Consider the following 24,457-nt stretch of genomic DNA (forward strand, 5'->3'; position numbering starts at 1 on the left):
TGCCCGGCGGGGTGCGGCGGGCGCGACCCGGCCGGCCCCCTCCCACGGCCTCCCGCGGCCGCGGGAGGCCGGGCGGCACGGGCCCCGTCGCCCGTTCGGCCCTCCGTCCGGCGCCGGGACGCGGGCGGCGTACCAGGATGAAGTGGCCGGATCCGGCGCGGGGCGGCGCCACGCCGTCCCGGACGCGAGGCAGAGGCTGGTGCGCCCATGCAGTTCGACGACGACGCGAACCTCGACACCTCCGAGGTGAAGGACGTCCGCGGCAGCCGCGTTCCGGGCGGCCGGGCGACCATCGGCGGCGGCATCGCCGGGCTGATCGCGCTGTTCCTCGGCCTGTTCTTCGGCGTCGGCCCCGAGCAGCTCGGCCTGAGCGACTCCGGTGACGAGCCCGCCGTCTCGTCCTCGTCGCTCGCGCAGGTCCAGCAGAGCTGCCGCACCGGCAAGGACGCCAACGCCCGGGAGGACTGCCGGATCGTCGCCGTGGTCAACAGCGTCCAGGACTACTGGCGCCAGGAGTTCCCGCGCCGCCAGGGGCAGTACGCGCCCGCGCGGACCGTCTTCTTCACCGGGCGCGTGGGCACCGCGTGCGGCGCCGCGTCCTCGGCGGTCGGCCCGTTCTACTGCCCCGGCGACCGGCAGGTCTATCTGGACCTGGGGTTCTTCGAGGAGCTGCGGACCAAGTTCGGCTCCAGCGGCGGCCCGTTCGCGCAGGCGTACGTCGTGGCGCACGAGTACGGGCACCACGTGCAGAACCTGATGGGCACCCTCGGCCGCTCCCAGGACGGGCGGACCGGCGCGAACAGCAACGCCGTGCGGGTCGAGCTGCAGGCCGACTGCTACGCGGGGGTGTGGGCGCACAACGCCACGCGGACGCCCGACGAGTCGACGGGCAGGCCGCTGATCACCCGGCTCACGGACGACGACATCAGGGACGGCCTGGACGCGGCGGCCGCCGTCGGCGACGACCGGATCCAGGAGCGCTACCAGGGCCGGGTCACCCCCGAGTCCTGGACGCACGGCTCGGCGAAACAACGCCAGCAGTGGTTCTACCAGGGCTATCGCACGGGTGACATGGCGCAGTGCAACACCTTCCGCTGAGCGGCCCGGGGGCTCTACGTCGTCGTGGACGACGTGGACGCCCCTCACCAGCACGCCCTGGAGCACGGCGCGGACATCCTGATGCCCCCGAAGGACCAGGACTACGGCTCGCGGGACTACCTGGCCCGGGACACCGGGGCAACGTCTGGAGCTTCGGCACGTACGCCCCCGAGACAGGCGGCTGACCGGCCCCGCACGGGACCGGTCAGGGCCGGACGGGCGTCACACTCCCCCGGTGTGCACCTGGAACGCGGCGCGGCGCACGGCCTTCGCGAGGGCCGGGTCCGGATGGGCCGCGGCGAGCGCGACGAGGACCTGCACGGTGCGCGGGTGGCCGGCGGTGCGCACCTCGTCGAGCAGGGCGGGCACGGTGGGCTGCGGCGCGGACTCCAGGTGGCGCACGAGGAGTTCGGCCTCGCCGTGGTCGGCGACGGCGGCCGCCGTGTCGACCCACAGCCAGGTGGACTCCTCGCGGGTGAGCACCAGGTGGACGTCCTCGGGGTCGGTGCCCTCGTGCTCGGCGAGCCACAGCAGGGCGTAGGGCCGCAGCGAGGCCACGTCGACGACGGCGCGCACGTCGGGCTCGGCCGGGGCGCCGACCACGCGCAGCGCCTCGAAGGCGAGCCCGCGCAGCAGGGCGTCCTCGCCCCGGGCGGCGTCGAGGAGCTCGGTGACGGCGCTGCCCGCGTCCCGGGCGGCGAGCCAGGCGCGGTACTCGGCGCGGGCCGCGTTCGGCCGCAGCCGGGCGCAGCCGCGGAGCATGTCCTCGGCGGACTGCTCGATGTTCCCCGCCGGGCTCTGCGCGGCCACGCAGATCTGCTCCAGCTTGACCCACACCGCCCAGCTGCCCAGCGGGGTGAGCGTGGCCTGGCCATCCGCGCAGGTCAGCGCGTCGACGGCGGCCAGGGCGCGCAGTGCCCAGTCGAGCAGGTCGGCCAGCGGGACGTCGTCGGAGTGGGCGGGAGCGGGGTCGCCCTCGGGGCTCCGGTGCTCCTCCTGGGGGCCGTACGGAATCTCGCAGCGCTCCGTGCGCAGCTCGCGGACGCGCTGGTCGAGGAGGTCCAGGAGCTGCGGCACGGGCACGGGGCCCGCGGAGAGCTGGAGGAAGGAGAGCAGCTGGGGAACGGCCTCGACGGTCTCCGCGACGGTGGCGGGCGGCAGCTCGGCCGGTGCCGGGTGGACGAGCGACCAGGCGTCGAAGAGGGCGACCCAGCCGCGCAGCACGGCCGCGTCGTCCCGGTCCCAGGCGCGCAGCCGCCAGCCGGGGCGGGCGGCGGTGCCGTGCACCTCGACGAGGCCGGCGAGGCGGGCGGCGTCCCAGTCCGCGCGCAGCTGGTGGACCGTCACGTCCAGGGCGGCCGCGGCCCGTTCGGCCGCGGCGTCGGACAGGGCGCCGGCGGCGCAGGGTGTGGCCGCGGCCGCGGCGGGGCGGTCGGCGGCGCTGAGGCGGGCCGTGCCGGGCGCGGGGCGCAGGGCGTTCTCGGCCCAGCGGGCGGCGCGGACGGCGCCCGCGAGGCCCGCGCGGGCCATGCGGGCGAGCTCGGCGGGCGCGGGGGTGCCCTCGGGGGGCACGGGCGCCGGGCGACGCGCTCGGCGCTGGGTCACCGCGCCGGGGCCGCCGAGGGGACCGCGGCCTTGACCACGCTCCGCCTCCGCTCGCCTTTCGGCCCGGGGCGACGGGGTGCGGACGAGGTGGAGCCGGGAGTCGCGCGGAATACGGGACGTCACAGGAGCAGTCTTCCTGTTGACGGTCCGAAAACCCAAACGGAATCCCGGATGAGCGCCGCGAGGACAGTGGCCGCGCGGTACGGAAGATTCACATGAGGGGGGTGAGGAAGCGGCGCAGCGCCTCTTCGTAACGGGCCGGGTCGGCGTTCCACATGGCTCCGTGCGGCGCATCCGGAACCGTGTGCAGGGTCACGAGGTCGGGACGCGCCGCGGCCAGGCCCCGGGAGAGGTCCCAGGGGGCGACGGTGTCGCCGGGGCCGTGCGCGAGAAGCGTGGGCACCCGCAGCGCGCCGGGGTCCGCGCTCCTCACCACGCGGTCGCCGCGCAGTCCGGTGCGGCCCTGCGCGGCGCGCACGGCGAGCGGCAGGAGCGGGGCGGGGATGCCGCGCGCGGTGGCGAGGGCCCGCAGCGTGACCTCCCAGTCGAGCACCGGCGAGTCCAGGACGAGGCCCGCCACGCGCTCGCGCAGCGCGGAGTGCGCGGCGGCGTGCAGGGCCATGGCGGCGCCGGTGGACCAGCCGTGCAGGACGACGCTGCGGGCGCCGTAGCGCACGGCGTAGCGGATGGCGGCGTCGAGGTCGCGCCACTCGGTCTCGCCGAGGTGGCCGAGGCCGTCCGTGGCACGTGGTGCGCCCGGGTCGCCGCGGTAGCCGAGGCCGAGGACCGGAAGCCGCTGCGCGCGCAGGAAGTCCAGGACGACCATGGGGTGCGCGCGGGTGGTGCCGAGGCCGTGCACGGCGATGACCCAGGTGTCGCGGGTGCCGGGCACGAACCACGCGGGCAGCGCTCCGAGTTCGCCGGGGATCTCCACGTCGGCGTGGTCGATGCCGAGGGCGGAGCGGGGGTCGCCGAGGTGGACCTGCGGGGTGAGCCAGACCCTGGCGCCGGGCTCCAGGGTGCCGTGGGTGACCCGTTCCAGGCGGCGTACGACGGTGTCGGCCGGATGGGGGGCCGTCTCGACGACGGGGCCGACGACGGCGTGGCAGTCGGGGCCCGTCAGGCCGTAGACGCCGGGGCGCAGGGACGCCAGGGAGCGGGTCAGGGCGACCTGGCCCGCCGCGGTGGCGTGCACGGTCAGGCGCCGCTCGGTGGGCAGGGGGCGGTCCGCCGGGGTCTTGAGGGCGGCGTCGCTGGCGTAGCGGCCCGCCGCGATCGCCGTCAGGGCGGCCGTGGTGGCGGCGGTTACGGCTGCGGCCGTTGCTTTGGCTGGGCGCACGGGTCCAGTGTCTGCGGGGGTGGGCGGTGCGGCCAGTGGGCGTGGCCCTCACGGGTGCGCACCGGGCTCGCACCGCGTCCGCTTGCGCCGGCCGGGCTCACGTCCTCTGGCCGTAGTTCTTCAGCTTTGCGCCCGCCTCCGCCACCTGCTGCGGCGACAGCAGTGACGGGGTCAGGCCCGGCACCGAGCGGGCCGTCAGCCACACGTGGCACATCCACTCCAGCTGGGCCGTGCGGTCATAGGCCTGGGTGAGGGTGTCCCCATAAGCGACCGTCCCGTGGTTCTGCAGGAGGCAGGCCGTGCGGTCGCGCAGGGCGTGGAGCATGTGCGCGGCCAGTTCGTCGGTGCCGTAGAGGGCGTAGGGGGCGACGCGGACCGGGCCGCCGAGGGCGCCGGTCATGTAGTGGACGGCCGGGAGCTCGGGGACGAGCGTGGAGACGGCGGTGGCGTGGACGGCGTGGGTGTGGACGACGGCGCCCGCACCGGTGGCGCGGTAGATCTCCAGGTGCATGGGCAGCTCGCTGGTGGGGCTCAGAGCGCCGAAGAGCCGCTTGCCGTCCAGGTCGACGCCGACCGCGTCGGCCGGGCCGAGGTCGTCGTAGGCGACACCGCTCGGCGTGACGAGGACGGTGTCCCCGACGCGTACGGAGACGTTGCCCGAGGTGCCCACGACGAGGCCTTCGGCCACCGTCCTGCGCGCGGTCGCCACCAGCTCGTCCCACGCCCGGGTGACCTCCTCCCGCGTCGCGCCGCCCGTCGTGCCCCGTCCCTGCTCCTGTCGCTGCTCAGTCATGCCGCGATCCTGCCAGGCAGGGGCCGCGAAGGGACCGGTCCGGCAGCGGTCTCCCGCCCGCGAACACTCCGGCCCATGAGCCCCTTTGGGCCGATTCACCCCGCTCGACACGCTTGGCTGACGATTGAACGTTCTTAGGTGAATCTTCCAGTAGCCTCTGGGTGATTTGTCACACACGTCGCCATCTGGGGGAAGAATGGCCCGTGCTCACCCACCGTCCCGTCGCCGCGCACCCGCCCTCGCCGCCTCCGTCGCGGCCCTGGCGATCGGCGGGACGGTGCTCACCGAGGTGCCCGCGTCGGCGGCGGGCGAGCCGCGAGGACACGACGTGTCCTCGCACCAGAAGAACGTCGACTGGCCGGGAGCGAAGGCCAAGGGCGCGCGCTTCGTCTATGTGAAGGCCACCGAGTCCCACACCTACCGCAATCCCTACTTCCGTCAGCAGTACGACGGCTCCCGCGCGGCCGGGCTGATCCGCGGCGCGTACCACTTCGCCCTGCCGAACCGGTCGTCCGGCGCGACGCAGGCGGCGCACTTCCTGCGCAACGGCGGGCAGTGGACACCTGACGGCTGGACGCTGCCGCCCGCCCTCGACGTCGAGCACAATCCCTACGGGGACCGGAAGTGCTACGGCCTGAGCAAGGCCCGCATGGTCGCCTGGATCAAGTCCTTCAGCGACGAGATCATGCGCCGCTCCGGCCGCAGGCCCGTGATCTACACGACCACGAAGTGGTGGAACGACTGCACCGGCGCGAGCCGCGCCTTCGGCGGGCACCCGCTGTGGCTCGCCCGCTGGTCGGCCGCGCCCGGGCCGCTGCCGAGCGGCTGGTCGTCCTGGACCTTCTGGCAGTACGCCGACCGCGGCCGCCTGCCGGGTGACCAGAATCTCTTCGGCGGGTCGACGGCACAGCTCAGACGGTTCGCGCGGGGCTGAGCACGACCGCTCCGCAAGCCCCTCGGACGGCCTAATTCCGGGCCCGCGCCGGGCCCTCGCCGCCCCTCCGGCGCGCCTGCCGGTGTATGCCGGAAGGACGTGGCGCGGCAGCTTCCCCGGGAGGGTCACCACCAGGCCCTGTCCAGTTCACTTTCCGTTCACTCAGGTTGCCTACGGTCCACGAGCCACTGACGTCCAACAGAAGCCTGGGTAAATGGAAAACATCACGCTTCTCCTCGGGATCGTGATCGTCACCGCTCTCGTGTTCGATTTCACGAACGGTTTCCACGACACAGCCAACGCGATGGCCACGACCATCTCGACAGGCGCTCTCAAGCCCAAGACGGCGGTGGCCATGTCCGCCGTGCTGAACCTCGTCGGAGCGTTCCTCTCCGTCGAAGTCGCCAAGACCATCTCCGGCGGCATCATCAATGAGGACGGCCTCAAGACAGAGGTCATATTCGCCGCCCTCGTGGGCGCGATCCTCTGGAACCTGCTGACCTGGCTCCTGGGCCTGCCGTCCAGCTCCTCGCACGCCCTGTTCGGCGGTCTGATCGGCGCCGCCGTGATGTCCATGGGCTGGTCGTCGGTGAACGGCGGCACGGTCGTCACCAAGGTGCTGCTCCCCGCGATCGCCGCCCCGCTCGTCGCGGGCATCGCCGCCTCGCTCGCCACCCGGCTCACGTACCGGATCAGCAGCAAGACGGACGAGAAGGCGACGTCGAAGGGCTACCGCGCCGGGCAGATCGCCTCGGCGGGCCTCGTCTCGCTCGCCCACGGCACGAACGACGCGCAGAAGACCATGGGCATCATCACCCTCGCCCTGATCACCGGCGGCGTCCTGAACCCGGGCGCGAACCCCCCGATGTGGGTCATCGTCTCCGCGGGCATCGCCATCGCGCTCGGCACCTACCTCGGCGGCTGGCGGATCATCCGCACCATGGGCAAGGGCCTCACCGAGCTGGCCCCGCCGCAGGGCTTCGCCGCGCAGACCTCCGCCGCGACCGCGATCCTCGCCTCCTCGCACATCGGCTTCTCGCTCTCCACCACCCAGGTGTGCTCCGGCGCCGTGATGGGCGCGGGCCTCGGCCGCAAGGGCGGTGTGGTCCGCTGGTCCACCGCCACCCGGATGTTCGTGGCGTGGGGCCTGACGCTGCCCGCCGCGGGCCTGGTCGGCGCGGGCGCCGAGCTGCTCACCAAGCAGGGCGACTGGGGCGTCGCGGCCACGGCCGCGCTGCTCATCGGCGGCTCCGCCGTCATCTGGTCCCTCTCGCGCCGCGAGCCGGTCGACCACACCAACGTCACGGCCGACGAGATCGGCGGCTCCGCCCGGGACACCGAGCCCGCGGGTGTCGTGACCACCGCGATCGCCGCGGTCACGCCGCCCCCGGCCGGCCCGCTCACCGCGGCCTCCGTGGTCGTCGAGCCGTCCGAGAACACCGCGCCCGTGGCGGACCCCGCCCGGCCCGCCACGGTCTAAGGAAGCAGCAGCATGAAGATCGACTGGGCAGCTCTCGGCTCCGTCTTCGGGGTCAGTCTCGTGGTGACCGTCGCCCTCGTGGGCCTGTTCACGCTCGGCATCGTCGGCCTCTCCAAGCAGGAGCAGGCGCGCACGGCCGGGGGCGGCGGCGCCGCGTTCGCCCCGCGCGTGGGCGCGTACGCCTGCTTCGCGCTGTGCGCGGCGGCGGTGGCGTACGGGATCTATCTGATCGTCGCCTGACGGCGGTCCGCGTACGACGACGAGGGGGCGGCGCCCGGTGAGGTCACCGGGCGCCGCCCCCTCGCTCCGTCGCAGGTCAACCGCGAGTTGACGGGCGCTGAGCGGCATGGTGGACTGCCGGGGCCAACTACGGCGGCAGCAGAGGAAGTCCGGTGCGAATCCGGCGCGGTCCCGCCACTGTCACCGGCCGGGCGCCCACCGCGCCCTCCGGAAGCCAGGAACTCTCGCCGCCTGTCACGTCGAACCAGGGCGCGGACACCCTGAGTGAGGACACATCGCCATGCGCGGCCGACCGCCGTTCCCTGCCAGGGCTCCCTTCGGGTCGAGCGTTCCCCTGGGCGTTCCGTTCGGCGTTCAGCGCGAGACGGCGGGCTGAACCGATGCGTGCTGCCGACCGCGACTTCGCGTACGGCGCCGCCGCCGGACTCCTCGGTGACCTGCTGCTCGGCGACCCCCGCCGAGGGCATCCGGTCGCCGCGTTCGGGCGGGCGGCCGGAGCCGTCGAACGCGTCCTGTGGCGCGACCACCGGGGCTCGGGCGTGCTGCACACCGTCGTGTGCGCCGGGGGCGCCGTCGCCGTGGGAGCCCTCGCCTCGTGCGCCGTGCGCCGCTCGCGTGCCGCGTCCGTCGGTCTGACGGCCGCCGCGACCTGGGCCGTCGTCGGGGGCACCTCGCTCGGCCGGGAGGCGCGGGCCATCGGCGGCGCGCTGGCCGCCGGGGACGTGGCCGTCGCCCGGGAGCGCCTTCCCCACTTGTGCGGCCGTGACCCCGAGGCCCTGGACGCCGACGGGATCGCGCGGGCCGTCGTGGAGTCCGTCGCCGAGAACACCTCCGACGCCGTCGTGGGCGCGCTCGTGTGGGGCGCCGTGGCGGGCGTGCCGGGGCTCGTCGGGTTCCGGGCGGTCAACACGCTGGACGCGATGGTCGGCCACCGCTCCGCCAGGTACCTGCGGTACGGCTGGGCTTCCGCGCGGCTCGACGACGTCGCGGGGTGGCCGGGGGCACGGCTCACCGGGCTGCTCGCCGTCGCCGCCGGAGGCGCGCCCCGGCGGGCCCTGCGCGCCTGGCGGCGTGACGCGCGACGGCATCCGAGCCCCAACGCCGGGGTGGTCGAGGCCTCCTTCGCGGGGGCCCTGGGGGTGCGGCTCGGGGGAACGCTGTCGTACGCGGGGCGCGTCGAGGAGCGGCCCGTGCTGAACGGAGAGGGGCGGAGCGTGGTCGTGGGCGACATCGAGCGGGCCGTGCGGCTGTCGCGGCGGGTGAGCTGGCTCGCGCTCGGCGTGTCCGTCGGCACGCACCTGGTGCGGGCACGGGCAAGGAAGAAGGGATGGGCCCTGTGAGCGGCGGGCTGCTCGTTGCCGGTACGACCTCCGACGCGGGCAAGAGCGTCGTCACCGCGGGGATCTGCCGGTGGCTCTCCCGCAAGGGGGTCTCCGTCGCGCCGTTCAAGGCGCAGAACATGTCGCTGAACTCCTTCGTGACCCGCGAGGGCGCCGAGATCGGGCGCGCGCAGGCCATGCAGGCGCAGGCCGCCCGGGTCGAGCCCTCGGCCCTGATGAACCCCGTGCTGCTCAAGCCGGGCGGCGAGAAGTCGAGCCAGGTCGTCCTCATGGGCAGGCCCGTGGGCGAGATGAGCGCACGCGGCTACCACGGCGGGCGGCAGCAGGCGCTGCTCGACACCGTCGTGGGATGCCTGGAGGAGCTGCGGGGCACGTATGACGCCGTGATCTGTGAGGGGGCGGGCAGTCCCGCCGAGATCAATCTGCGCCGCACCGACATCGTGAACATGGGGATCGCGCGGGCCGCCCGCTTCCCCGTGGTCGTCGTCGGCGACATCGACCGAGGGGGCGTCTTCGCCTCCTTCTTCGGGACCGTCGCGCTGCTCGGCCCCGCCGACCAGGAGCTGGTGGCGGGCTTCCTCGTCAACAAGTTCCGCGGTGACGTGTCGCTGCTCGAACCGGGCCTGGACATGCTGCGCGGGCTCACCGGGCGGAACACCTTCGGCGTGCTGCCGTTCCGGCACGGGCTCGGGATCGACGAGGAGGACGGGCTGCGGGTGTCGCTGCGCGGCGCCGTCCGCGAGTCCGCCGTCGCGCCGCCGCTCGGCGAGGACGTGCTGCGCGTCGCCGTCTGCGCCGTACCGCTGATGTCGAACTTCACCGACGTGGACGCGCTCGCCGCCGAACCCGGCGTCGTGGTGCGGTTCGTGGACCGGGCCGAGGAGCTCGCCGACGCCGACCTCGTCGTCGTCCCGGGCACGCGCGGCACCGTGCGCGCCCTGGCGTGGCTGCGCGAGCGCGGGCTCGCGGACGCGCTCGCGCGCCGGGCGGCGCAGGGGCGGCCCGTGCTCGGCATCTGCGGCGGCTTCCAGGTGCTCGGCGAGCACATCGAGGACGACGTGGAGTCCCGCGCGGGGGCCGTGGACGGGCTCGGACTGCTGCCCGTGCGCGTGCGGTTCGCGCGCGAGAAGACCCTGGCGCGGCCCGTCGGACAGGCCCTCGGCGAGCCGGTCGAGGGGTACGAGATCCACCACGGCGTGGCCGAGGTCCACGGGGGCAAGCCCTTCTTGGACGGGTGTCGCGTCGGCGAGGTGTGGGGCACGCACTGGCACGGCTCCCTGGAGAGCGACGCGTTCCGGCGGCGCTTCCTCACCGAGGTGGCCCGCGCGGCCGGGCGCCGCTTCGTGCCCGCGCCGGACACGAGCTTCGGTGCCCTGCGCGAGGAGCAGTTGGATCTGTTGGGCGACCTGATCGAGGAGCACGCCGATACGGAGGCGCTGCTGCGGCTCATCGACGGCGGGGCGCCCGCCGGCCTTCCCTTCGTGCCGCCGGGGGCGCCGTCGTGACCCTGTCGGGGGCACCCCGCCGCAGCCCGTCAGCGCGCTCCGCGCGCGGGCGCCCCTTCCCGAACCGGGGGCTCCGCCCCCGGACCCCCGCTCCTCACCCGCCGGAGGAGCTGGATGTTTCGCCGGACGTTCCGTACCTGCTGGAGGTCGTCGCGTGAGTACCCCCTATCCCTTCACCGCGCTCGTCGGTCAGGACGACCTGCGGCTCGCCCTGTTGCTCAACGCCGTCTCCCCCGCCGTCGGCGGCGTCCTCGTACGGGGTGAGAAGGGCACCGCCAAGTCCACCGCCGTGCGGGCGCTGTCCGCGCTCCTTCCGGACGTGGACGTCGTGGCCGGGTGCCGGTTCTCCTGCGCTCCCCAGGCGCCCGATCCCGCGTGCCCGGACGGGCCGCACGAGCCCGGGACCGGCGCCGCTCGGGCCGCGCGCATGGTGGAACTGCCCGTCGGCGCGTCCGAGGACCGTCTGGTGGGGGCGCTCGACATCGAGCGGGCGCTCGCCGAGGGCGTGAAGGCCTTCGAGCCGGGGCTCCTCGCCGACGCGCACCGCGGGATCCTGTACGTCGACGAGGTCAATCTGCTGCACGACCACTTGGTCGACCTCCTGCTCGACGCCGCCGCCATGGGCGCCTCGTACGTCGAGCGCGAGGGCGTCTCCGTGCGGCACGCCGCCCGGTTCCTGCTCGTCGGGACCATGAACCCCGAAGAGGGCGAGCTGCGGCCGCAGTTGCTCGACCGGTTCGGGCTCACCGTGGAGGTCGCGGCCTCGCGCGAGCCCGACCAGCGCGTGGAGGTCGTGAGGCGGCGGCTCGCCTACGACGACGACCCGGAGGGGTTCGCGGGGCGCTGGGCCGAGGACGAGGCGGCGGTGCGGGCGCGCATCGTGGCCGCGCGGGCGCTGCTTCCGCGGGTGCGGCTCGGCGACGGCGTGCTGCGGCAGATCGCGGCGACCTGCGCGGCGTTCGAGGTCGACGGCATGCGCGCGGACATCGTGATGGCCCGCACGGCGACGGCGCTCGCCGCCTGGGCGGGGCGCGAGGACGTGCTCGCCGAGGACGTGCGGCAGGCCGCGCTGCTCGCGCTGCCGCACCGGCGGCGGCGCAACCCGTTCGACGCGCCCGGCCTCGACGAGGACAAGCTCGACGAGACCCTGGACGAGTTCGGCGACGACCACGACGGCGGGGGTGACGACGACCCGGGTCCCGACGGCGGCGGTGGCGGAGGCGTGCCGCCGCAGGACCAGGGGCCCGACGCGCCCGCCGACGGCGGCGCGCCCGCTCCGGGCGAGGCCTCCGACGGCGGGCAGCCGCAGGGCGCGGGCGCCGCCGAGCAGCAGCCGGTGCGGGCGGCCGAGCCGTTCCGCACGAAGGTCCTGAGCGTGCCCGGCCTCGGGGACGGCGCGGCCGGGCGGCGCTCGCGGGCCCGCACCGAGCACGGCAGGACGACCGGGTCGCGGCGGCCCCGGGGGACCCTGACGAAGCTGCACCTGGCGGCGACCGTGCAGGCCGCGGCGCCGCACCAGCGGGCGCGCGGCCGGGCCGGGCGCGGCCTCGTCGTCCGCAGGGACGACCTGCGGCAGGCCACCCGCGAGGGGCGCGAGGGCAACCTCGTGCTGTTCGTCGTGGACGCCTCGGGCTCGATGGCGGCGCGGCGGCGGATGGGCGCCGTGAAGGGCGCCGTGCTCTCGCTGCTGCTCGACGCCTACCAGCGGCGGGACAAGGTGGGCCTGGTGACGTTCCGGGGCTCGGCCGCCGAGGTGGCGCTGCCGCCCACGTCGTCCGTGGACGCCGCGGCGGCGCGCCTGGAGTCCCTGCCCACGGGCGGGCGTACGCCGCTCGCGGCCGGGCTGCTCAAGGCCCACGAGGTGCTGCGGATCGAGCGGCTGCGGGATCCCGCGCGGCGGCCCCTGGTCGTGGTGGTCACGGACGGCCGGGCCACCGGTGGGCCGGAGACAAGGGCGCGAAGCGCTTCCGTGGAGGGGCGGTGGCGGGAGACGGGCGGGCCGGTGGCGCTCGCCGGGCGGGCCGCCCGGCTCTTCGCGGCCGAGGGGGTCGCGTCGGTGGTCGTGGACTGCGAGGCGGGGCCGGTGCGCCTGGGGCTCGCCGGGCAGCTCGCCGGTGAACTGGGCGGCACGGCCGTGACGTTGGACGAACTGCGGGCGGACAGCATCGCCGGTCTCGTACGGAACGTGCGGGCGGGTAACGAGAGGAAGGTCGCGTAATGCCGAAGGGGCAGCCGAACGTGGTGCCGGAGGACGGCCTGACGACACGTCAGCGCCGGAACCGGCCGTTGGTGATGGTGCACACGGGCGTCGGCAAGGGGAAGTCCACGGCCGCGTTCGGGATGGCGCTGCGCGCCTGGAACCAGGGCTGGCCGGTGGGGGTGTTCCAGTTCGTCAAGTCGGCGAAGTGGAAGGTCGGCGAGGAGAACGCGCTGAAGGTCCTCGGGGCCAGCGGCGAGGGCGGGCGCGTCGACTGGCACAAGATGGGCGAGGGCTGGTCGTGGATCCAGCGGGAGCCCGCCGCGGGCGAGCCGAGCCACGAGGAGAAGGCCCGCGAGGGCTGGGAGCAGGTCAAGCGGGACCTGGCGGCCGAGACGTACAAGTTCTACGTCCTCGACGAGTTCGCGTACCTGCTGCACTGGGGGTGGGTGGACGTGGACGAGGTGGTGGCGGTCCTGCGCGACCGGCCCGGCACCCAGCACGTGGTGATCACGGGGCGCAACGCCCCGGAGAAGCTGGTGGAGTACGCCGACCTCGTCACCGACATGTCCAAGGTCAAGCACCCGATGGACGCCGGTCAGAAGGGCCAGCGGGGCATCGAGTGGTAGCACGTCTCGTCATCGCGGCGCCGTCCTCCGGGAGCGGGAAGACGACCGTCGCGACCGGGCTCATGGCCGCCTTCACCGAGGCGGGGCTCGCCGTCTCGCCGCACAAGGTCGGGCCCGACTACATCGACCCCGGGTACCACGCGCTCGCCACCGGGCGGCCGGGGCGCAACCTCGACGCCTATCTGTGCGGGCCCGGCCTGGTGGGGCCGCTGTTCGCGCACGGCGCCGCGGGGTGCGACCTCGCGGTCGTCGAGGGCGTGATGGGGATGTTCGACGGGGCGGCGGGGCAGGGCGAGCTCGCCTCCACCGCGCACGTCTCCAAGCTGCTGCGCGCGCCGGTGGTCCTCGTCGTGGACGCCTCCTCGCAGTCCCGGTCGGTGGCCGCGCTCGTGCACGGCTTCGCGTCCTGGGACCCGGAGGTGCGCCTCGGCGGGGTGATCCTCAACAAGGTGGGCTCCGCGCGCCACGAGGAGCTGCTGCGCGAGGCGCTGGACTCTTCCGGGGTGCCGGTGCTCGGCGCCCTGCGGCGGGCTCCCCAGGTGCGGGCGCCGTCCCGGCACCTGGGTCTCGTGCCGGTCGCCGAGCGGCAGGCCGAGGCCGTGGCGTCCGTGGCGGCCCTCGCCGAGCAGGTGCGGCGGGGCTGTGACCTGGAGGGGATCCTGGCGCTCGCGCGGAGCGCGGGGACGTGGTCCGGGGACGCGTGGGACCCCGGGTCCTGTGCCGTCCCGGACCGGCCCGCCGGGCGGCCCGTGGTCGCCGTGGCGGGCGGGGCCGCGTTCACGTTCTCGTACGCCGAGCACGCCGAGCTGCTCACGGCCGCAGGGGCCGACGTCGTCGGCTTCGACCCGCTGTACGACGAGCGGCTGCCCGAGGGGACCGCGGGCCTCGTCATCGGGGGCGGGTTCCCCGAGGTCTACGCGCCGGAGCTGTCCGCCAACGAGCCGCTGCGGAGGGCCGTGGCCGAGCTGGCGGAGAGCGGGGCGCCGGTCGCCGCCGAGTGCGCGGGGCTGCTGTACCTCACCCGGGAGCTGGACGGAAAGCCGATGTGCGGAGTGCTCGACGCCCGGGCGCGGATGGCCGAACGCCTGACGCTGGGCTACCGGGAGGCGGTGGCGGTGTCCGACAGCGTGCTCGCCCCGGCGGGGACGCGACTGCGCGGCCACGAGTTCCACCGCACCGTGGTCGAACCGGGCGCGGGCCCGGCGCCCGCGTGGGGTCTGCACGCCCCCGAGCGGCGGGTCGAGGGCTTCGTGCAGCGGGGGGTCCACGCGAGCTATGTGCACACCCACTGGGCCGCCGAGCCGGGGATCGCCCGCCGGTTCGTGGAGAGGTGCGCCGCGGGATGAGCCGGGGCGTACCGGTGCGGGCGGCGGGGCGGGCGGCCGTGCCGGTGCCGGGCGGCTCACTCCGCCAGGCCGACCACCAGCCAGATGAACCCGGCGCCCGCCACCGTGCACAGGAGCGTGGAGCGCGCCGGGTGGTCGTGGTGCGCCTCCGGCAGGATCTCGGCGGCGGCGAGGTACAGGAGCGCGCCGCCGAAGAAGCCGAGATATCCGCCGAGCAGTTGCTCCGGAATGGTGAACAGGAGCGTGGAGGCCGCGCCCACGACGGGGGCGGCCGCGTCCGCGAAGAGCATCGCCACGGCCCGGCGGCGGGCGTTCCCGTACAGCTTCGTGATCGTGTACGTGTTGAAGCCGTCGGCGAAGTCGTGGGCGATGACGGCGAGCGCCACGGCCGCGCCCATGCCGCCGCCCACCTGGAAGGCCGCGCCGATCGCGACGCCGTCCATGACGCTGTGCCCGACCATCGCGGCCGCCGCCGTCAGGCCCACCTCGGGCACCCGCCCGTCGTGCTCCGCGCCGCCGTGCGCCGCCTGCCGCAGCGCGAGCAGGCGCTCCACCACGTGCGCGAGCAGGAAGCCCGCGACCGCGAGGAGCAGCGCCGCGGGCACCCCGAAGACCGGGCCGCCCGCCGCCTCCAGTGCCTCCGGCAGCAGGTCGAGCCCGACCACGCCGAGCATCAGGCCGCCCGCGAGGCCGAGCACCAGATGGCGCCGGTCGGTGACCCGCCCCGCCGTCCAGCCGCCTACCAGGGTCATCACGAACGCGCCGAGCGCCACGAACACCGCCATGCGCCCTTGCTAGCCGATCGGCCCGGCGACCGCTAACCGGTCCCGCGCCGCACCACCCGAGCGGCCGCATCCGCCCACGACCGCATGGCCCATGAGAGGAGCCCCCATGGCAGACCGCCCGGCGGGCCGTGCCCCCGAGCCCGGTGACCGGGCTCCCGCGGCGCGGCCGACCGCCGTCGTGGGGGTCGGCGCCGGCCGGGGCGTGACGGCCGACGAGGTCCTCGGTCTCGTACGGGAGTGTCTGCGCGACGCGGGCCTCGCGCCTTGTTCCGTACGGGAGTTGGCGACCGTCGACGCCAAACGGGACGAGCCCGGCGTCGTCGGGGCCGCGGCGCGGCTCGGGGTGCCGCTGGTGACGTACCCGGCACACGAGCTGGCCCGCGTCGCGGTGCCGAACCCGTCCGGCGCGCCGCTCGCCGCCGCCGGTACGCCGTCCGTGGCGGAGGCGGCGGCCCTCGTGCGGGGCGGGGAACTCCTGGTCCCCAAGCGGAAGTCGGCGCGGGTGACGTGCGCGGTGGCGCGGGCGCGGGCGGCACCGGGTCCCGCGCCCCCGCCCCCACCGGCTCCCCCTTTCCTTCCGACTCTCACTCCGACTCCGACGAAAGGCACCGTCATCACGGCCATGGACTTGAGCACGGACACCACGGCGGCCGGGGCCGCGGGCGGCGACGTCGATCTGCGGCACCACGGCGACGCGGAGGTGCGCGGGCGGGACGACCTCGTCGACCTGGCCGTCAACGTCCGCTCCGACACGCCTCCTTCCTGGCTGAAGCAGCACATCGCCGCCTCCCTCGACGGCCTCGCCGCCTACCCCGACGGCCGGGCGGCGCGGGCCGCCGTGGCGGCGCGGCACGGGGTGGAGCCGGAGCGGGTGCTGCTCACGGCGGGCGCCGCCGAGGCCTTCGTGCTGCTCGCGCGGGCGCTGCCGGTGCGGCGGCCGGTGGTGGTGCATCCGCAGTTCACGGAGCCGGAGGCCGCGCTGCGGGACGCCGGGCACACGGTGGAGCGCGTGCTGCTGCGGGCCGCGGACGGCTTCCGGCTCGACCCGGCGGCGGTCCCCGACGACGCGGACCTGGTCGTCGTGGGCAACCCGACCAACCCGACGTCGGTCCTGCACCCCGCCGCCGACCTCGCCCGCCTCGCCCGGCCCGGGCGGGTGCTCGTGGTGGACGAGGCGTTCATGGACGCGGTGCCCGGTGAGCGGGAGGCCCTCGCCGGTCGTGTCGACGTGCCCGGGCTCGTGGTGCTGCGCAGCCTCACCAAGACGTGGGGCCTCGCCGGGCTGCGCATCGGCTACGTCATCGCCGCCCCGGAGACGATCCGGGCCCTGGAGCGGGCGCAGCCGCTGTGGCCGGTGTCGTCGCCCGCCCTGGCGGCGGCCGAGGCCTGTGTGGCGCCGCGCGCGCTCGCCGAGGCGGGGCACGTGGCGCACCGGGTCGCCGCCGAGCGGCAGCACCTGGTGGCCGGGCTCCGGGCGCTGCCCGGGGTGGAGGTGGTGGGCCCCGCGGAGGGGCCCTTCGTCCTGGTCCGGCTTGCCGGGGCGGCGACCGTCGTACGGGAACGGCTGCGGGAGGAGGGGTTCATGGTGCGGCGCGGCGACACGTTTCCTGGGCTTGGGCCTGACTGGATGCGGGTGGCGGTGCGCGACCGCCCCACCACGGAGGCCTTCCTCCGGGCCCTCCCGAAGACCCGGCCCCACTGACGCGGGGGCTCTCCCCGGGCACCTCCCGGCCCGGCCCCGGCCCCGCCGCTCCGCGGCGGATTTCCCACCCACCCACCCGTTTGCTCGGCACCGAGCAGCGCGGGGTCAGGCCGCCGGCTCGGCGGGGGCCGGTTCGGGGCGCCCCCGCCAGAGTCAGCGGCGGCGGGTGTAGGCCAGGGCCCCGCCCCCGGCCAGGAGGAGGACCACCGCCCCGCCGGCGACGTAGGGCGTCAGGGAGGAGCCTCCGGTCTCCGCGAGGTCGTCGTTCTCCTTGCGCGGAGCCTCCCGCTTCGCGGTGACGGGCTCCGCGGGCTTGCCGCCCTGCGGCTCGGGCAGCGGCTTGGCCCCGGGCCCGGGGGCCTCGCAGGTCGCCCCCGCCAGGGTCACCGCGCCCTTGACCGCGGCGACGCCGAGCTTCAGCGGGTCGACGGAGACCTGGAGCCGGAGCGCGGTCGCGGCGGCCGTCCGGGACGTGGTGCGCGTCGAGGAGAGGTCGAGACGGACCTCGCCGACGCCGGGGACGGACACCTGGGTGGTGCCCGCGGACTTGACGCTGACCTTCTTGCCGAGGACGGTCACGCCGCCGAGGAACGTCGACGCGGCGACGGGCCGCTTGCCCGCCGTGCACACGGCCTTGGAGGTGACCTGGTCGACCTCCACGAGCGGGAGCAGCGGCAGGCCGGGCACGTGCACCTTGGCGCGGGCGACGTTGCTGTAGCCCTGGGCGGTGCCGCCCTTGACGGTGGCGCGCGCGGTGGCGACGTCGGCCCGGAGCACGCTGAACGGCTGCCCGCCCTCGACGCCGTCGAGCTTGGCGGTGAGGGTGGTGCGGCTGGCGCTCGCGGGCGCGCTGACGTCGTTCAGAGCGACGTTGAGCGGTGCCCGTACGGTCTTGTTGAGCAAGGAGACCTCGAGGCCGGTGCGGAGCACGACGGCTCCGGCGCGGCCGCCTCGGTGGTCGTCCGTCGCGTGCGCGGTGCCCGCGGTGCCGAGCGCCGCGGGACCGGCGGCGACCACGGTGGCGGCGGCGAGCGCGCCGATGCGGCGCGTGGGCAGGCGGCGGAAGGCGTTGCTGGTCAAGGTGGTGGAACCCCCACATGAGTCATGAAGGCGCCGCCGCGCACGCCACACGGGGACATCGCGTGCGCGGGGCGCCACTGATGCCGGTGTGCGCCGGGAGGCGCCGCCGACTCCGGCATCTTTACGCACTGAGAGTGAACGGGCAGCAACCTGGCGTGAGTTCACTCCATCGGGAGGTTTCCGCCCCTGCTTTCGAATCGGCTGACACGGGCGTTCCCCGCAGCCACCCGCATCACGCCGGCCCGCGGGGCGCGGACCGCGGCGGCCTGCGGCGGAGCGGAGAACAACGACCCCGCCACCCCATCCGTCACCGTCCGTCAACACTGCGCCCGGTGCGGGTGCTTCACCTCGCGTCAGCCCACGACCCGGCCGTCGAGCACCACGCGCCGGGGCGCCGTGAGCACGCGTACGTCGGCCCGCGGGTCGGCCTCGTACACGACGAGGTCGCCGGGTGCGCCCTCGGCGAGTCCGGGGCGCCCGAGCCAGGCCCGCGCGCCCCAGGTCGTGGCGGAGAGGGCGTCGACGGCGGGGATGCCCGCCTTGGTGAGCTCGGCGACCTCGCCGCCGATCAGACCGTGCGCGAGGGAGCCCCCGGCGTCGGTGCCCGCGTACACCGGCACCCCGGCGTCGTACGCGGCCCGGACGGTGTCGTAGCGGCGCTCGTGGAGGCGGCGCATGTGGTCCGCCCACTTCGGGAACTTCTTCTCACCACCGGCGGCGAGCTGCGGGAACGTCGCGATGTTCACGAGGGTCGGGACGATCGCGACACCTCGCTCGGCGAACAGCGGGATGGTGTCCTCGGTCAGGCCCGTCGCGTGCTCGACGCAGTCGATGCCCGCCTCGACGAGGTCGCGCAGCGAGTCCTCGGCGAAGCAGTGCGCGGTGACGCGGGCGCCGAGCCGGTGCGCCTCGGCGATCGCCTCGCGCACGGCGCCGCGCGGCCAGCACGCGGTGAGGTCGCCCGCCTCGCGGTCGATCCAGTCGCCGACGAGCTTGACCCAGCCGTCGCCGCGGCGCGCCTCCCGCGCGACGTAGGCGGTGAGGTCGCCGGGCTCGACCTCGTGCGCGTAGTTGCGGATGTAGCGGCGGGTGCGGGCGATGTGCCGGCCCGCCCGGATGATCTTCGGCAGATCCTCGCGGTCGTCGATCCAGCGGGTGTCGGACGGCGAGCCCGCGTCGCGCAGGAGCAGCGCGCCCGCGTCGCGTTCGGTGAGGGCCTGCTTCTCGGCCTCCTCGGCGGGGACTGCACCGTGGGCGTCGAGGCCGACGTGGCAGTGCGCGTCGACGAGGCCGGGCAGCACCCAGCCCTCGACCGTCACGGCGTCCCGCGCGGCGGGGCGTTCGAACGTCACCCGCCCGCCGACCACCCACAACTCGTCCCGTACGTCCTCGGGCCCGACGAGCACCCGCCCCTTCACGTGCAGCACCGCGTGATCGCTCATGGACAGCAGCTTAGGAGGCGTAGGACCTGACCGGAGGGGCTCGGTAGGCTCGGTCGGACCATCCCGTCCCGACGCAGCCCGAAGTGAGCCGAAGCACCATGACACACCCCCTTCTCGACCTGGCGCCGCTGAGCGCCGCGCACTTCGCCGCGATCGAGGACCGCGTCGCCCGGCTCCTGGACACCCGACAGGACGTGGTGATCACGCAGGGCGAGGCGCTCCTTCCGCTGGAGGGCTGCATCCGGGGCGCCGCGCGGCCCGGCACCACCGCCCTCAACGTGATCACGGGCCCGTACGGGCAGACCTTCGGCGACTGGCTGCGCGACTGCGGGGCGACGGTGGTCGACCTGGCGGTGCCCTTCCACACGGCGGTCACCGCCGCGCAGGTCGAGGAGGCCTTCGCCGCGCACCCCGGGATCGACTTCGTGTCCCTCGTGCACGCCGAGGCGGCGACCGGCAACACCAACCCGGTCGCGGAGATCGGCGAGGTCGTGCGCGCGCACGGTGCCCTGTTCATGCTGGACGCCGTCGCCTCCGTGGCGGCCGAGCCGCTGCTCCCGGACGCGTGGGGAGTGGACCTGTGCGTGATCGGCGCGCAGAAGGCCATGGGCGGGCCCGCGGGTGTGTCCGCGGTGTCGGTGAGCGAGCGGGCCTGGGAGCGGATCGCCGCCAACCCGCAGGCCCCGCGCCGCTCGTACCTGTCGCTGCTCGACTGGAAGCAGCGCTGGATCGACGGCGGCCGCAAGGCGCTCCTGCACGCGCCCGCGCAGCTGGAGATGCTCGCCCTGGAGGCGTGCCTGGAGCGGATCGAGTCGGAGGGCCTGGACGCCCTGATGGCGCGGCACACGACGGCCGCGGCGGCGACGCGGGCGGGCGCGGCGGCCCTCGGCGGGGGCCTGGAGCCGTACGTCCACGAGGCCCGGGACGCGGCGCCCGTCGCCACGACGCTGCGCGCGCCGCGCGGGGTCGACGCGGCCGAGCTCGTGGCCAGGTCCCTCGCGGCCGACCCGGTGCTTCCGCTGGTCACCGGCGGCGGGGCGCTCGCCGAGGAGATGATCCGGGTCAACCACTACGGCCCGGACGCCACGCGCGGCGTGGTGCACGCCTCGCTCGCCGCCCTCGGTGCCGCGATGGGCGAGCTCGGGCTCGCCGTGGACCTGGAGGGGGCCCGCCGCGCCGTCACCGAGGCCTGGCAGGCCTAGCCCCTTTTCATCGCGTCCATCGCGTTCCCCGTCCACCCGCCGTCCGCTCCGGGCCGGGTGGGCGGGGATATTTCTTATTCGAGGTCGCGCGGGATGCTTTTCAAGCCCCTTTAACTCTGTCTTCATGAATTCCTTATCAGAACAGCTTCCCGTATTCGTCTGCCCGCTTTCCCTACTCCTAAACACTAGGGTTCCGTCAGCGTAAATCGGCGCAATGTGACGCTGTGACGCACTCCACACCACGCCCGATTAGCCCGAAATAACCGGGGCAAATCGCCATATAACTCCGGCTGCTCATGCGGGCGTACGCGCCTGCGCGATAACACATGAGGGCCCGCCATGTAACCCCTTCCCCCGATGCAATCCCAGAAATTGCTCGGTAAATTCAATCCGCATGACCGCTGCACAAGCCGATCTACCGACCGACCTGCAAGCGAATTTCCTCGGAATGCCCGACGGACTGCGACTCGACACTCCGGATGTCGCCGACGGCGCCGCGATCTGGCGCATCGCCCGCGACTCGAAGGTCCTCGACCTCAACTCCTCGTACAGCTATCTGCTGTGGTGCCGCGACTTCGCGGCGACGTCGGTCGTGGCCCGGGACGCCGACGGCGAGCCGGTCGGCTTCATCACCGGCTACGTCCGCCCGGACGCGCCGCGCACCCTCGTGGTCTGGCAGGCGGCCGTCGACCACGCGCACCGCGGCCGCGGTCTCGCCGGGGCGCTGCTCGACGGGCTGACCGCCAAGGTCGTCGGGGCGCGCGGGATCACCACCGTGGAGACGACCATCACGCCGGGCAACACCGCGTCCGAGCGCCTGTTCTCCTCGTACGCCCAGCGGCACGGCGCCGGTGTCGCGCGCACGGTCCTGTTCGACGCGGCCCTCTTCCCCGGCGACGACGGCGGCCACGAGCCCGAAGTCCTGTACGTCATCGGCCCGTTGGCCCCCTGAGCCGACCGCCCCGCGGCACCGCCCCACCCCTTCCCGCCCCACCCCCTCACTCCCGCACGCCCCTTCATCTCCCAGGAGATTCGCTGTGACCATCACCCAGCCGGACCTGAGCGTCTTCGAGACCCTTGAGTCGGAGGTGCGCAGCTACTGCCGCGGTTGGCCCACCGTCTTCGACCGCGCGCAGGGCAGCCGCATGTACGACGAGGACGGCCACGAGTACCTCGACTTCTTCGCCGGTGCCGGGTCGCTCAACTACGGGCACAACAACCCCGTCCTGAAACGGGCGCTGATCGACTACCTGGAGCGCGACGGCGTCACGCACGGCCTCGACATGTCGACGACCGCCAAGCGCGCCTTCCTGGAGTCGTTCCAGAACCTGGTGCTCCGCCCGCGCGACCTGCCGTACAAGGTCATGTTCCCGGGCCCGACGGGCACCAACGCGGTGGAGTCCGCGCTGAAGCTGGCCCGCAAGGTCAAGGGCCGCGAGTCGATCGTGTCGTTCACGAACGCCTTCCACGGCATGTCGCTCGGCTCGCTCGCGGTCACCGGCAACGCCTTCAAGCGGGCGGGCGCCGGCATCCCGCTGGTGCACGGCACGCCGATGCCCTTCGACCACTACCTGGACGGCCAGGTCCCCGACTTCCTGTGGTTCGAGCGGCTCCTGGAGGACCAGGGTTCGGGCCTGAACAAGCCCGCCGCCGTGATCGTGGAGACCGTGCAGGGCGAGGGCGGCATCAACGTGGCGCGCGCCGAGTGGCTGCGGGCCCTCGAAGCCCTCTGCCGCCGCCAGGACATGCTCCTGATCGTCGACGACATCCAGATGGGCTGCGGCCGCACCGGCGCGTTCTTCTCCTTCGAGGAGGCGGGCATCTCGCCGGACATCGTCACGGTCTCCAAGTCCATCAGCGGCTACGGCCTGCCGATGGCGCTCACCCTCTTCAAGCCGGAGCTCGACGTCTGGGAGCCGGGCGAGCACAACGGCACCTTCCGCGGCAACAACCCGGCGTTCGTGACGGCCGCCGCCGCGCTGCAGACGTACTGGTCCGACGGGCCCGCGATGGAGAAGCAGACCCGCGCCCGCGGCGAGCAGGTCGAGCAGGCGCTCGTCGCGCTCGTCGACGAACACCGCGCCGACATCGTGGAGTACCGGGGCCGCGGCCTGGTCTGGGGCATCGAGTTCCGCGACAAGGAGCGCGCCACCCGCATCGCCCGGCGCGCCTTCGAGCTCGGCCTGCTCATCGAGACCTCCGGCCCCGAGAGCGAGGTCGTCAAGCTCCTGCCGGCCCTGACCATCACGGCCGACGAGCTCGACGAGGGCCTGCGCACCCTGACCCGCGCCGTCCGCGAGACGGCCTGACACCCCTCGTACGACCCCACCGAACTCGTACGACCAGCAAGAAAGGCAACGACTCACCGTGATCGTCCGCTCGTTCAAGGACATCGAAGGCACCGACCGGCACGTGAAGGCCAAGTCGGGCACCTGGGAGAGCAAGCGCATCCTGCTCGCCAAGGAGCGCGTCGGCTTCTCGCTGCACGAGACCATCCTGTACGCGGGTACGGAGACCGCCATGTGGTACGCGAACCACGTGGAGGCCGTGGTCTGCACCCGGGGCGAGGCGGAGCTCACCGACCACACCAACGGCGAGACGTACCGCATCACCCCCGGCACCATGTACCTGCTCGACGGGCACGAGAAGCACACGCTGCGCGTCAAGGAGGACTTCCACTGCCTGTGCGTCTTCAACCCGCCGGTGACGGGCCGTGAGGACCACGACGAGAACGGCGTCTACCCGCTGCTCACCGAGCCGGACCCCGAGTAGCCGGGCGGCGCACACCCCGACATCCCCCTACGGGCCGTACGAGAGGAGAGGCAGGCACCACCATGACCACCGCACCCGAACGCACCGGCGATCTGTATCCGACCCGAGGCGCCCAGGAGGTGCTCGTCGAGCGCAAGGACCCCGTGGTGTGGTCCGCGCCGGGCACGCCGGGGCCGTTCACGGACGAGGACCTCGCGGGGTTCGACCGGGACGGGTTCCTCGCCGTCGAGCAGCTGCTCACGCCCGACGAGGTCGGCGTGTACCACGCGGAGCTCGAACGGCTGGTCAACGACCCCGGGATGCGTGCGAACGAGCGTTCCGTCGTCGAACCGCGGTCCCAGGAGATCCGGTCCATCTTCGAGGTGCACAGGATCAGCGAGGTCTTCGCGCGCCTGGCCGCCGACCCGCGCGTGGCGGGGCGGGCCCGCCAGATCCTCGGCTCGGACGTGTACGTCCACCAGTCGCGGATCAATGTGAAGCCGGGCTTCGGCGCCTCCGGGTTCTACTGGCACTCGGACTTCGAGACCTGGCACGCGGAGGACGGCCTGCCGAACATGCGGACCGTCTCGGTGTCGATCGCGCTCACCAGGAACCACGACACCAACGGCGGGCTCATGATCATGCCGGGCTCGCACCGGACGTTCCTTGGCTGCGCGGGCGAGACGCCGAAGGACAACTACAAGAAGTCCCTGCAGATGCAGGACGCGGGCACCCCGTCGGACGAGGCGCTGACCGGCCTCGCGGCCGAGTACGGCATCAAGCTGTTCACGGGCGCGGCGGGCTCGGCGACGTGGTTCGACTGCAACGCCATGCACGGCTCGGGCGACAACATCACGCCCTATCCGCGCTCGAACGTCTTCCTGGTGTTCAACAGCGTGGAGAACGCCGCGGTGGAGCCGTTCGCGGCGCCGGTGCGGCGGCCCGAGTTCATCGGCGCGCGGGACTTCACACCGGTGAAGTGAGCCCGC

At 74.4% G+C, this 24,457-nt stretch carries 21 protein-coding genes, 1 pseudogene and 1 riboswitch; of the genes and pseudogenes, 16 read left to right on the forward strand and 6 right to left on the reverse strand.

The genetic code is table 11. From position 1 onward, the window contains the following. Positions 1–207 precede the first annotated feature (207 nt). Positions 208–1,098, forward strand: coding sequence for a KPN_02809 family neutral zinc metallopeptidase (ypfJ, locus tag MQV74_RS10850; RefSeq protein WP_242716310.1), 891 nt, complete (start codon positions 208–210; stop codon positions 1,096–1,098). Positions 1,099–1,107: 9 nt separating this feature from the next. Beyond that, positions 1,108–1,283, forward strand: a pseudogene (locus MQV74_RS10855) (VOC family protein); the annotation flags it as partial. 37 nt (positions 1,284–1,320) lie between these two features. Here MQV74_RS10855 and MQV74_RS10860 read toward each other — a convergent pair. The 3 genes from MQV74_RS10860 to MQV74_RS10870 form a co-directional block, all read right to left on the reverse strand. Continuing rightward, the gene (locus MQV74_RS10860; protein ID WP_242716312.1) at positions 1,321–2,826 is read right to left on the reverse strand and encodes a hypothetical protein; all 1,506 of its coding nucleotides are present in this window, start codon (positions 2,824–2,826) and stop codon (positions 1,321–1,323) included. 88 nt (positions 2,827–2,914) lie between these two features. Continuing rightward, complete coding sequence (locus tag MQV74_RS10865) at positions 2,915–4,042, reverse strand: alpha/beta hydrolase (protein WP_242716314.1); 1,128 nt, start codon at positions 4,040–4,042, stop codon at positions 2,915–2,917. 97 nt (positions 4,043–4,139) lie between these two features. Then, a complete protein-coding gene (locus tag MQV74_RS10870; protein ID WP_242716316.1) occupies positions 4,140–4,835 on the reverse strand; it encodes a class II aldolase/adducin family protein in 696 nt (231 codons plus the stop codon). A gap of 196 nt (positions 4,836–5,031) precedes the next feature. On the opposite strand from MQV74_RS10870, the gene MQV74_RS10875 reads away from it, so the two are divergent. The 8 genes from MQV74_RS10875 (at position 5,032) to MQV74_RS10910 (ending at position 14,506) form a co-directional block, all read left to right on the forward strand. Beyond that, the gene (locus tag MQV74_RS10875; protein WP_242716318.1) at positions 5,032–5,769 is read left to right on the forward strand and encodes a lysozyme; all 738 of its coding nucleotides are present in this window, start codon (positions 5,032–5,034) and stop codon (positions 5,767–5,769) included. Between the two features lie 214 nt (positions 5,770–5,983). Then, positions 5,984–7,249, forward strand: coding sequence for an inorganic phosphate transporter (locus MQV74_RS10880; RefSeq protein ID WP_242716320.1), 1,266 nt, complete (start codon positions 5,984–5,986; stop codon positions 7,247–7,249). 12 nt (positions 7,250–7,261) lie between these two features. Further along, on the forward strand, positions 7,262–7,489 hold the full coding sequence (locus MQV74_RS10885) for a hypothetical protein (RefSeq protein ID WP_242716322.1): 228 nt from the start codon (positions 7,262–7,264) through the stop codon (positions 7,487–7,489). A gap of 141 nt (positions 7,490–7,630) precedes the next feature. Beyond that, positions 7,631–7,713, forward strand: a riboswitch (cobalamin riboswitch). Positions 7,714–7,869: 156 nt separating this feature from the next. Then, on the forward strand, positions 7,870–8,829 hold the full coding sequence (locus tag MQV74_RS10890; protein ID WP_242716324.1) for a cobalamin biosynthesis protein: 960 nt from the start codon (positions 7,870–7,872) through the stop codon (positions 8,827–8,829). Next, positions 8,826–10,334, forward strand: a complete 1,509-nt coding sequence (locus MQV74_RS10895) for a cobyric acid synthase (RefSeq protein ID WP_242728589.1) — start codon at positions 8,826–8,828, stop codon at positions 10,332–10,334. The genes MQV74_RS10890 and MQV74_RS10895 overlap by 4 nt, the downstream gene beginning before the upstream one ends. 154 nt (positions 10,335–10,488) lie before the next feature. Further along, a complete protein-coding gene (locus MQV74_RS10900) occupies positions 10,489–12,552 on the forward strand; it encodes a putative cobaltochelatase (protein ID WP_242716326.1) in 2,064 nt (687 codons plus the stop codon). Beyond that, positions 12,552–13,160: a cob(I)yrinic acid a,c-diamide adenosyltransferase gene (gene cobO, locus MQV74_RS10905; RefSeq protein ID WP_242716328.1), complete on the forward strand. Its 609-nt coding sequence runs from the start codon at positions 12,552–12,554 to the stop codon at positions 13,158–13,160. The genes MQV74_RS10900 and cobO overlap by 1 nt, the downstream gene beginning before the upstream one ends. Continuing rightward, entirely contained in the window at positions 13,154–14,506 is a 1,353-nt protein-coding gene (locus MQV74_RS10910) for a cobyrinate a,c-diamide synthase (protein WP_242716330.1), read from the forward strand. The genes cobO and MQV74_RS10910 overlap by 7 nt, the downstream gene beginning before the upstream one ends. Before the next feature lie 56 nt (positions 14,507–14,562). On the opposite strand, the gene MQV74_RS10915 is transcribed toward MQV74_RS10910, so the two are convergent. Next, positions 14,563–15,291, reverse strand: a complete 729-nt coding sequence (locus MQV74_RS10915) for a ZIP family metal transporter (protein ID WP_242716332.1) — start codon at positions 15,289–15,291, stop codon at positions 14,563–14,565. Positions 15,292–15,397: 106 nt separating this feature from the next. Between MQV74_RS10915 and cobC the strand changes: the two genes are divergently transcribed. Further along, on the forward strand, positions 15,398–16,993 hold the full coding sequence (cobC, locus tag MQV74_RS10920; RefSeq protein ID WP_242716334.1) for an Rv2231c family pyridoxal phosphate-dependent protein CobC: 1,596 nt from the start codon (positions 15,398–15,400) through the stop codon (positions 16,991–16,993). 153 nt (positions 16,994–17,146) lie between these two features. Here the strand turns inward: cobC and MQV74_RS10925 are convergent, their stop codons facing one another. Beyond that, positions 17,147–18,073, reverse strand: coding sequence for an SCO1860 family LAETG-anchored protein (locus tag MQV74_RS10925; RefSeq protein WP_242716336.1), 927 nt, complete (start codon positions 18,071–18,073; stop codon positions 17,147–17,149). 353 nt (positions 18,074–18,426) lie between these two features. Then, positions 18,427–19,515, reverse strand: coding sequence for an amidohydrolase family protein (locus MQV74_RS10930; RefSeq protein ID WP_242716338.1), 1,089 nt, complete (start codon positions 19,513–19,515; stop codon positions 18,427–18,429). A 98-nt stretch (positions 19,516–19,613) separates the two neighbouring features. Here MQV74_RS10930 and MQV74_RS10935 point away from each other — a divergent pair, with 98 nt between their 5' ends. From MQV74_RS10935 to thpD, 5 genes are all read left to right on the forward strand, one after another. Beyond that, on the forward strand, positions 19,614–20,717 hold the full coding sequence (locus tag MQV74_RS10935; protein WP_242716340.1) for a pyridoxal-phosphate-dependent aminotransferase family protein: 1,104 nt from the start codon (positions 19,614–19,616) through the stop codon (positions 20,715–20,717). 394 nt (positions 20,718–21,111) lie between these two features. Continuing rightward, positions 21,112–21,669, forward strand: coding sequence for a diaminobutyrate acetyltransferase (gene ectA / locus MQV74_RS10940; protein WP_242716342.1), 558 nt, complete (start codon positions 21,112–21,114; stop codon positions 21,667–21,669). Between the two features lie 85 nt (positions 21,670–21,754). Beyond that, positions 21,755–23,026 (forward strand): diaminobutyrate--2-oxoglutarate transaminase, encoded by a 1,272-nt coding sequence (gene ectB, locus MQV74_RS10945; RefSeq protein WP_242716344.1) that lies wholly within the window; start codon positions 21,755–21,757, stop codon positions 23,024–23,026. Between the two features lie 58 nt (positions 23,027–23,084). Further along, a complete protein-coding gene (locus MQV74_RS10950; protein WP_138959025.1) occupies positions 23,085–23,489 on the forward strand; it encodes an ectoine synthase in 405 nt (134 codons plus the stop codon). A gap of 62 nt (positions 23,490–23,551) precedes the next feature. Then, positions 23,552–24,451: an ectoine hydroxylase gene (gene thpD, locus MQV74_RS10955; protein ID WP_242716346.1), complete on the forward strand. Its 900-nt coding sequence runs from the start codon at positions 23,552–23,554 to the stop codon at positions 24,449–24,451. Positions 24,452–24,457 lie beyond the last annotated feature (6 nt).

It is taken from the genome of Streptomyces sp. AN091965 (assembly GCF_022698285.1).
GTDB lineage: Bacteria > Actinomycetota > Actinomycetes > Streptomycetales > Streptomycetaceae > Streptomyces.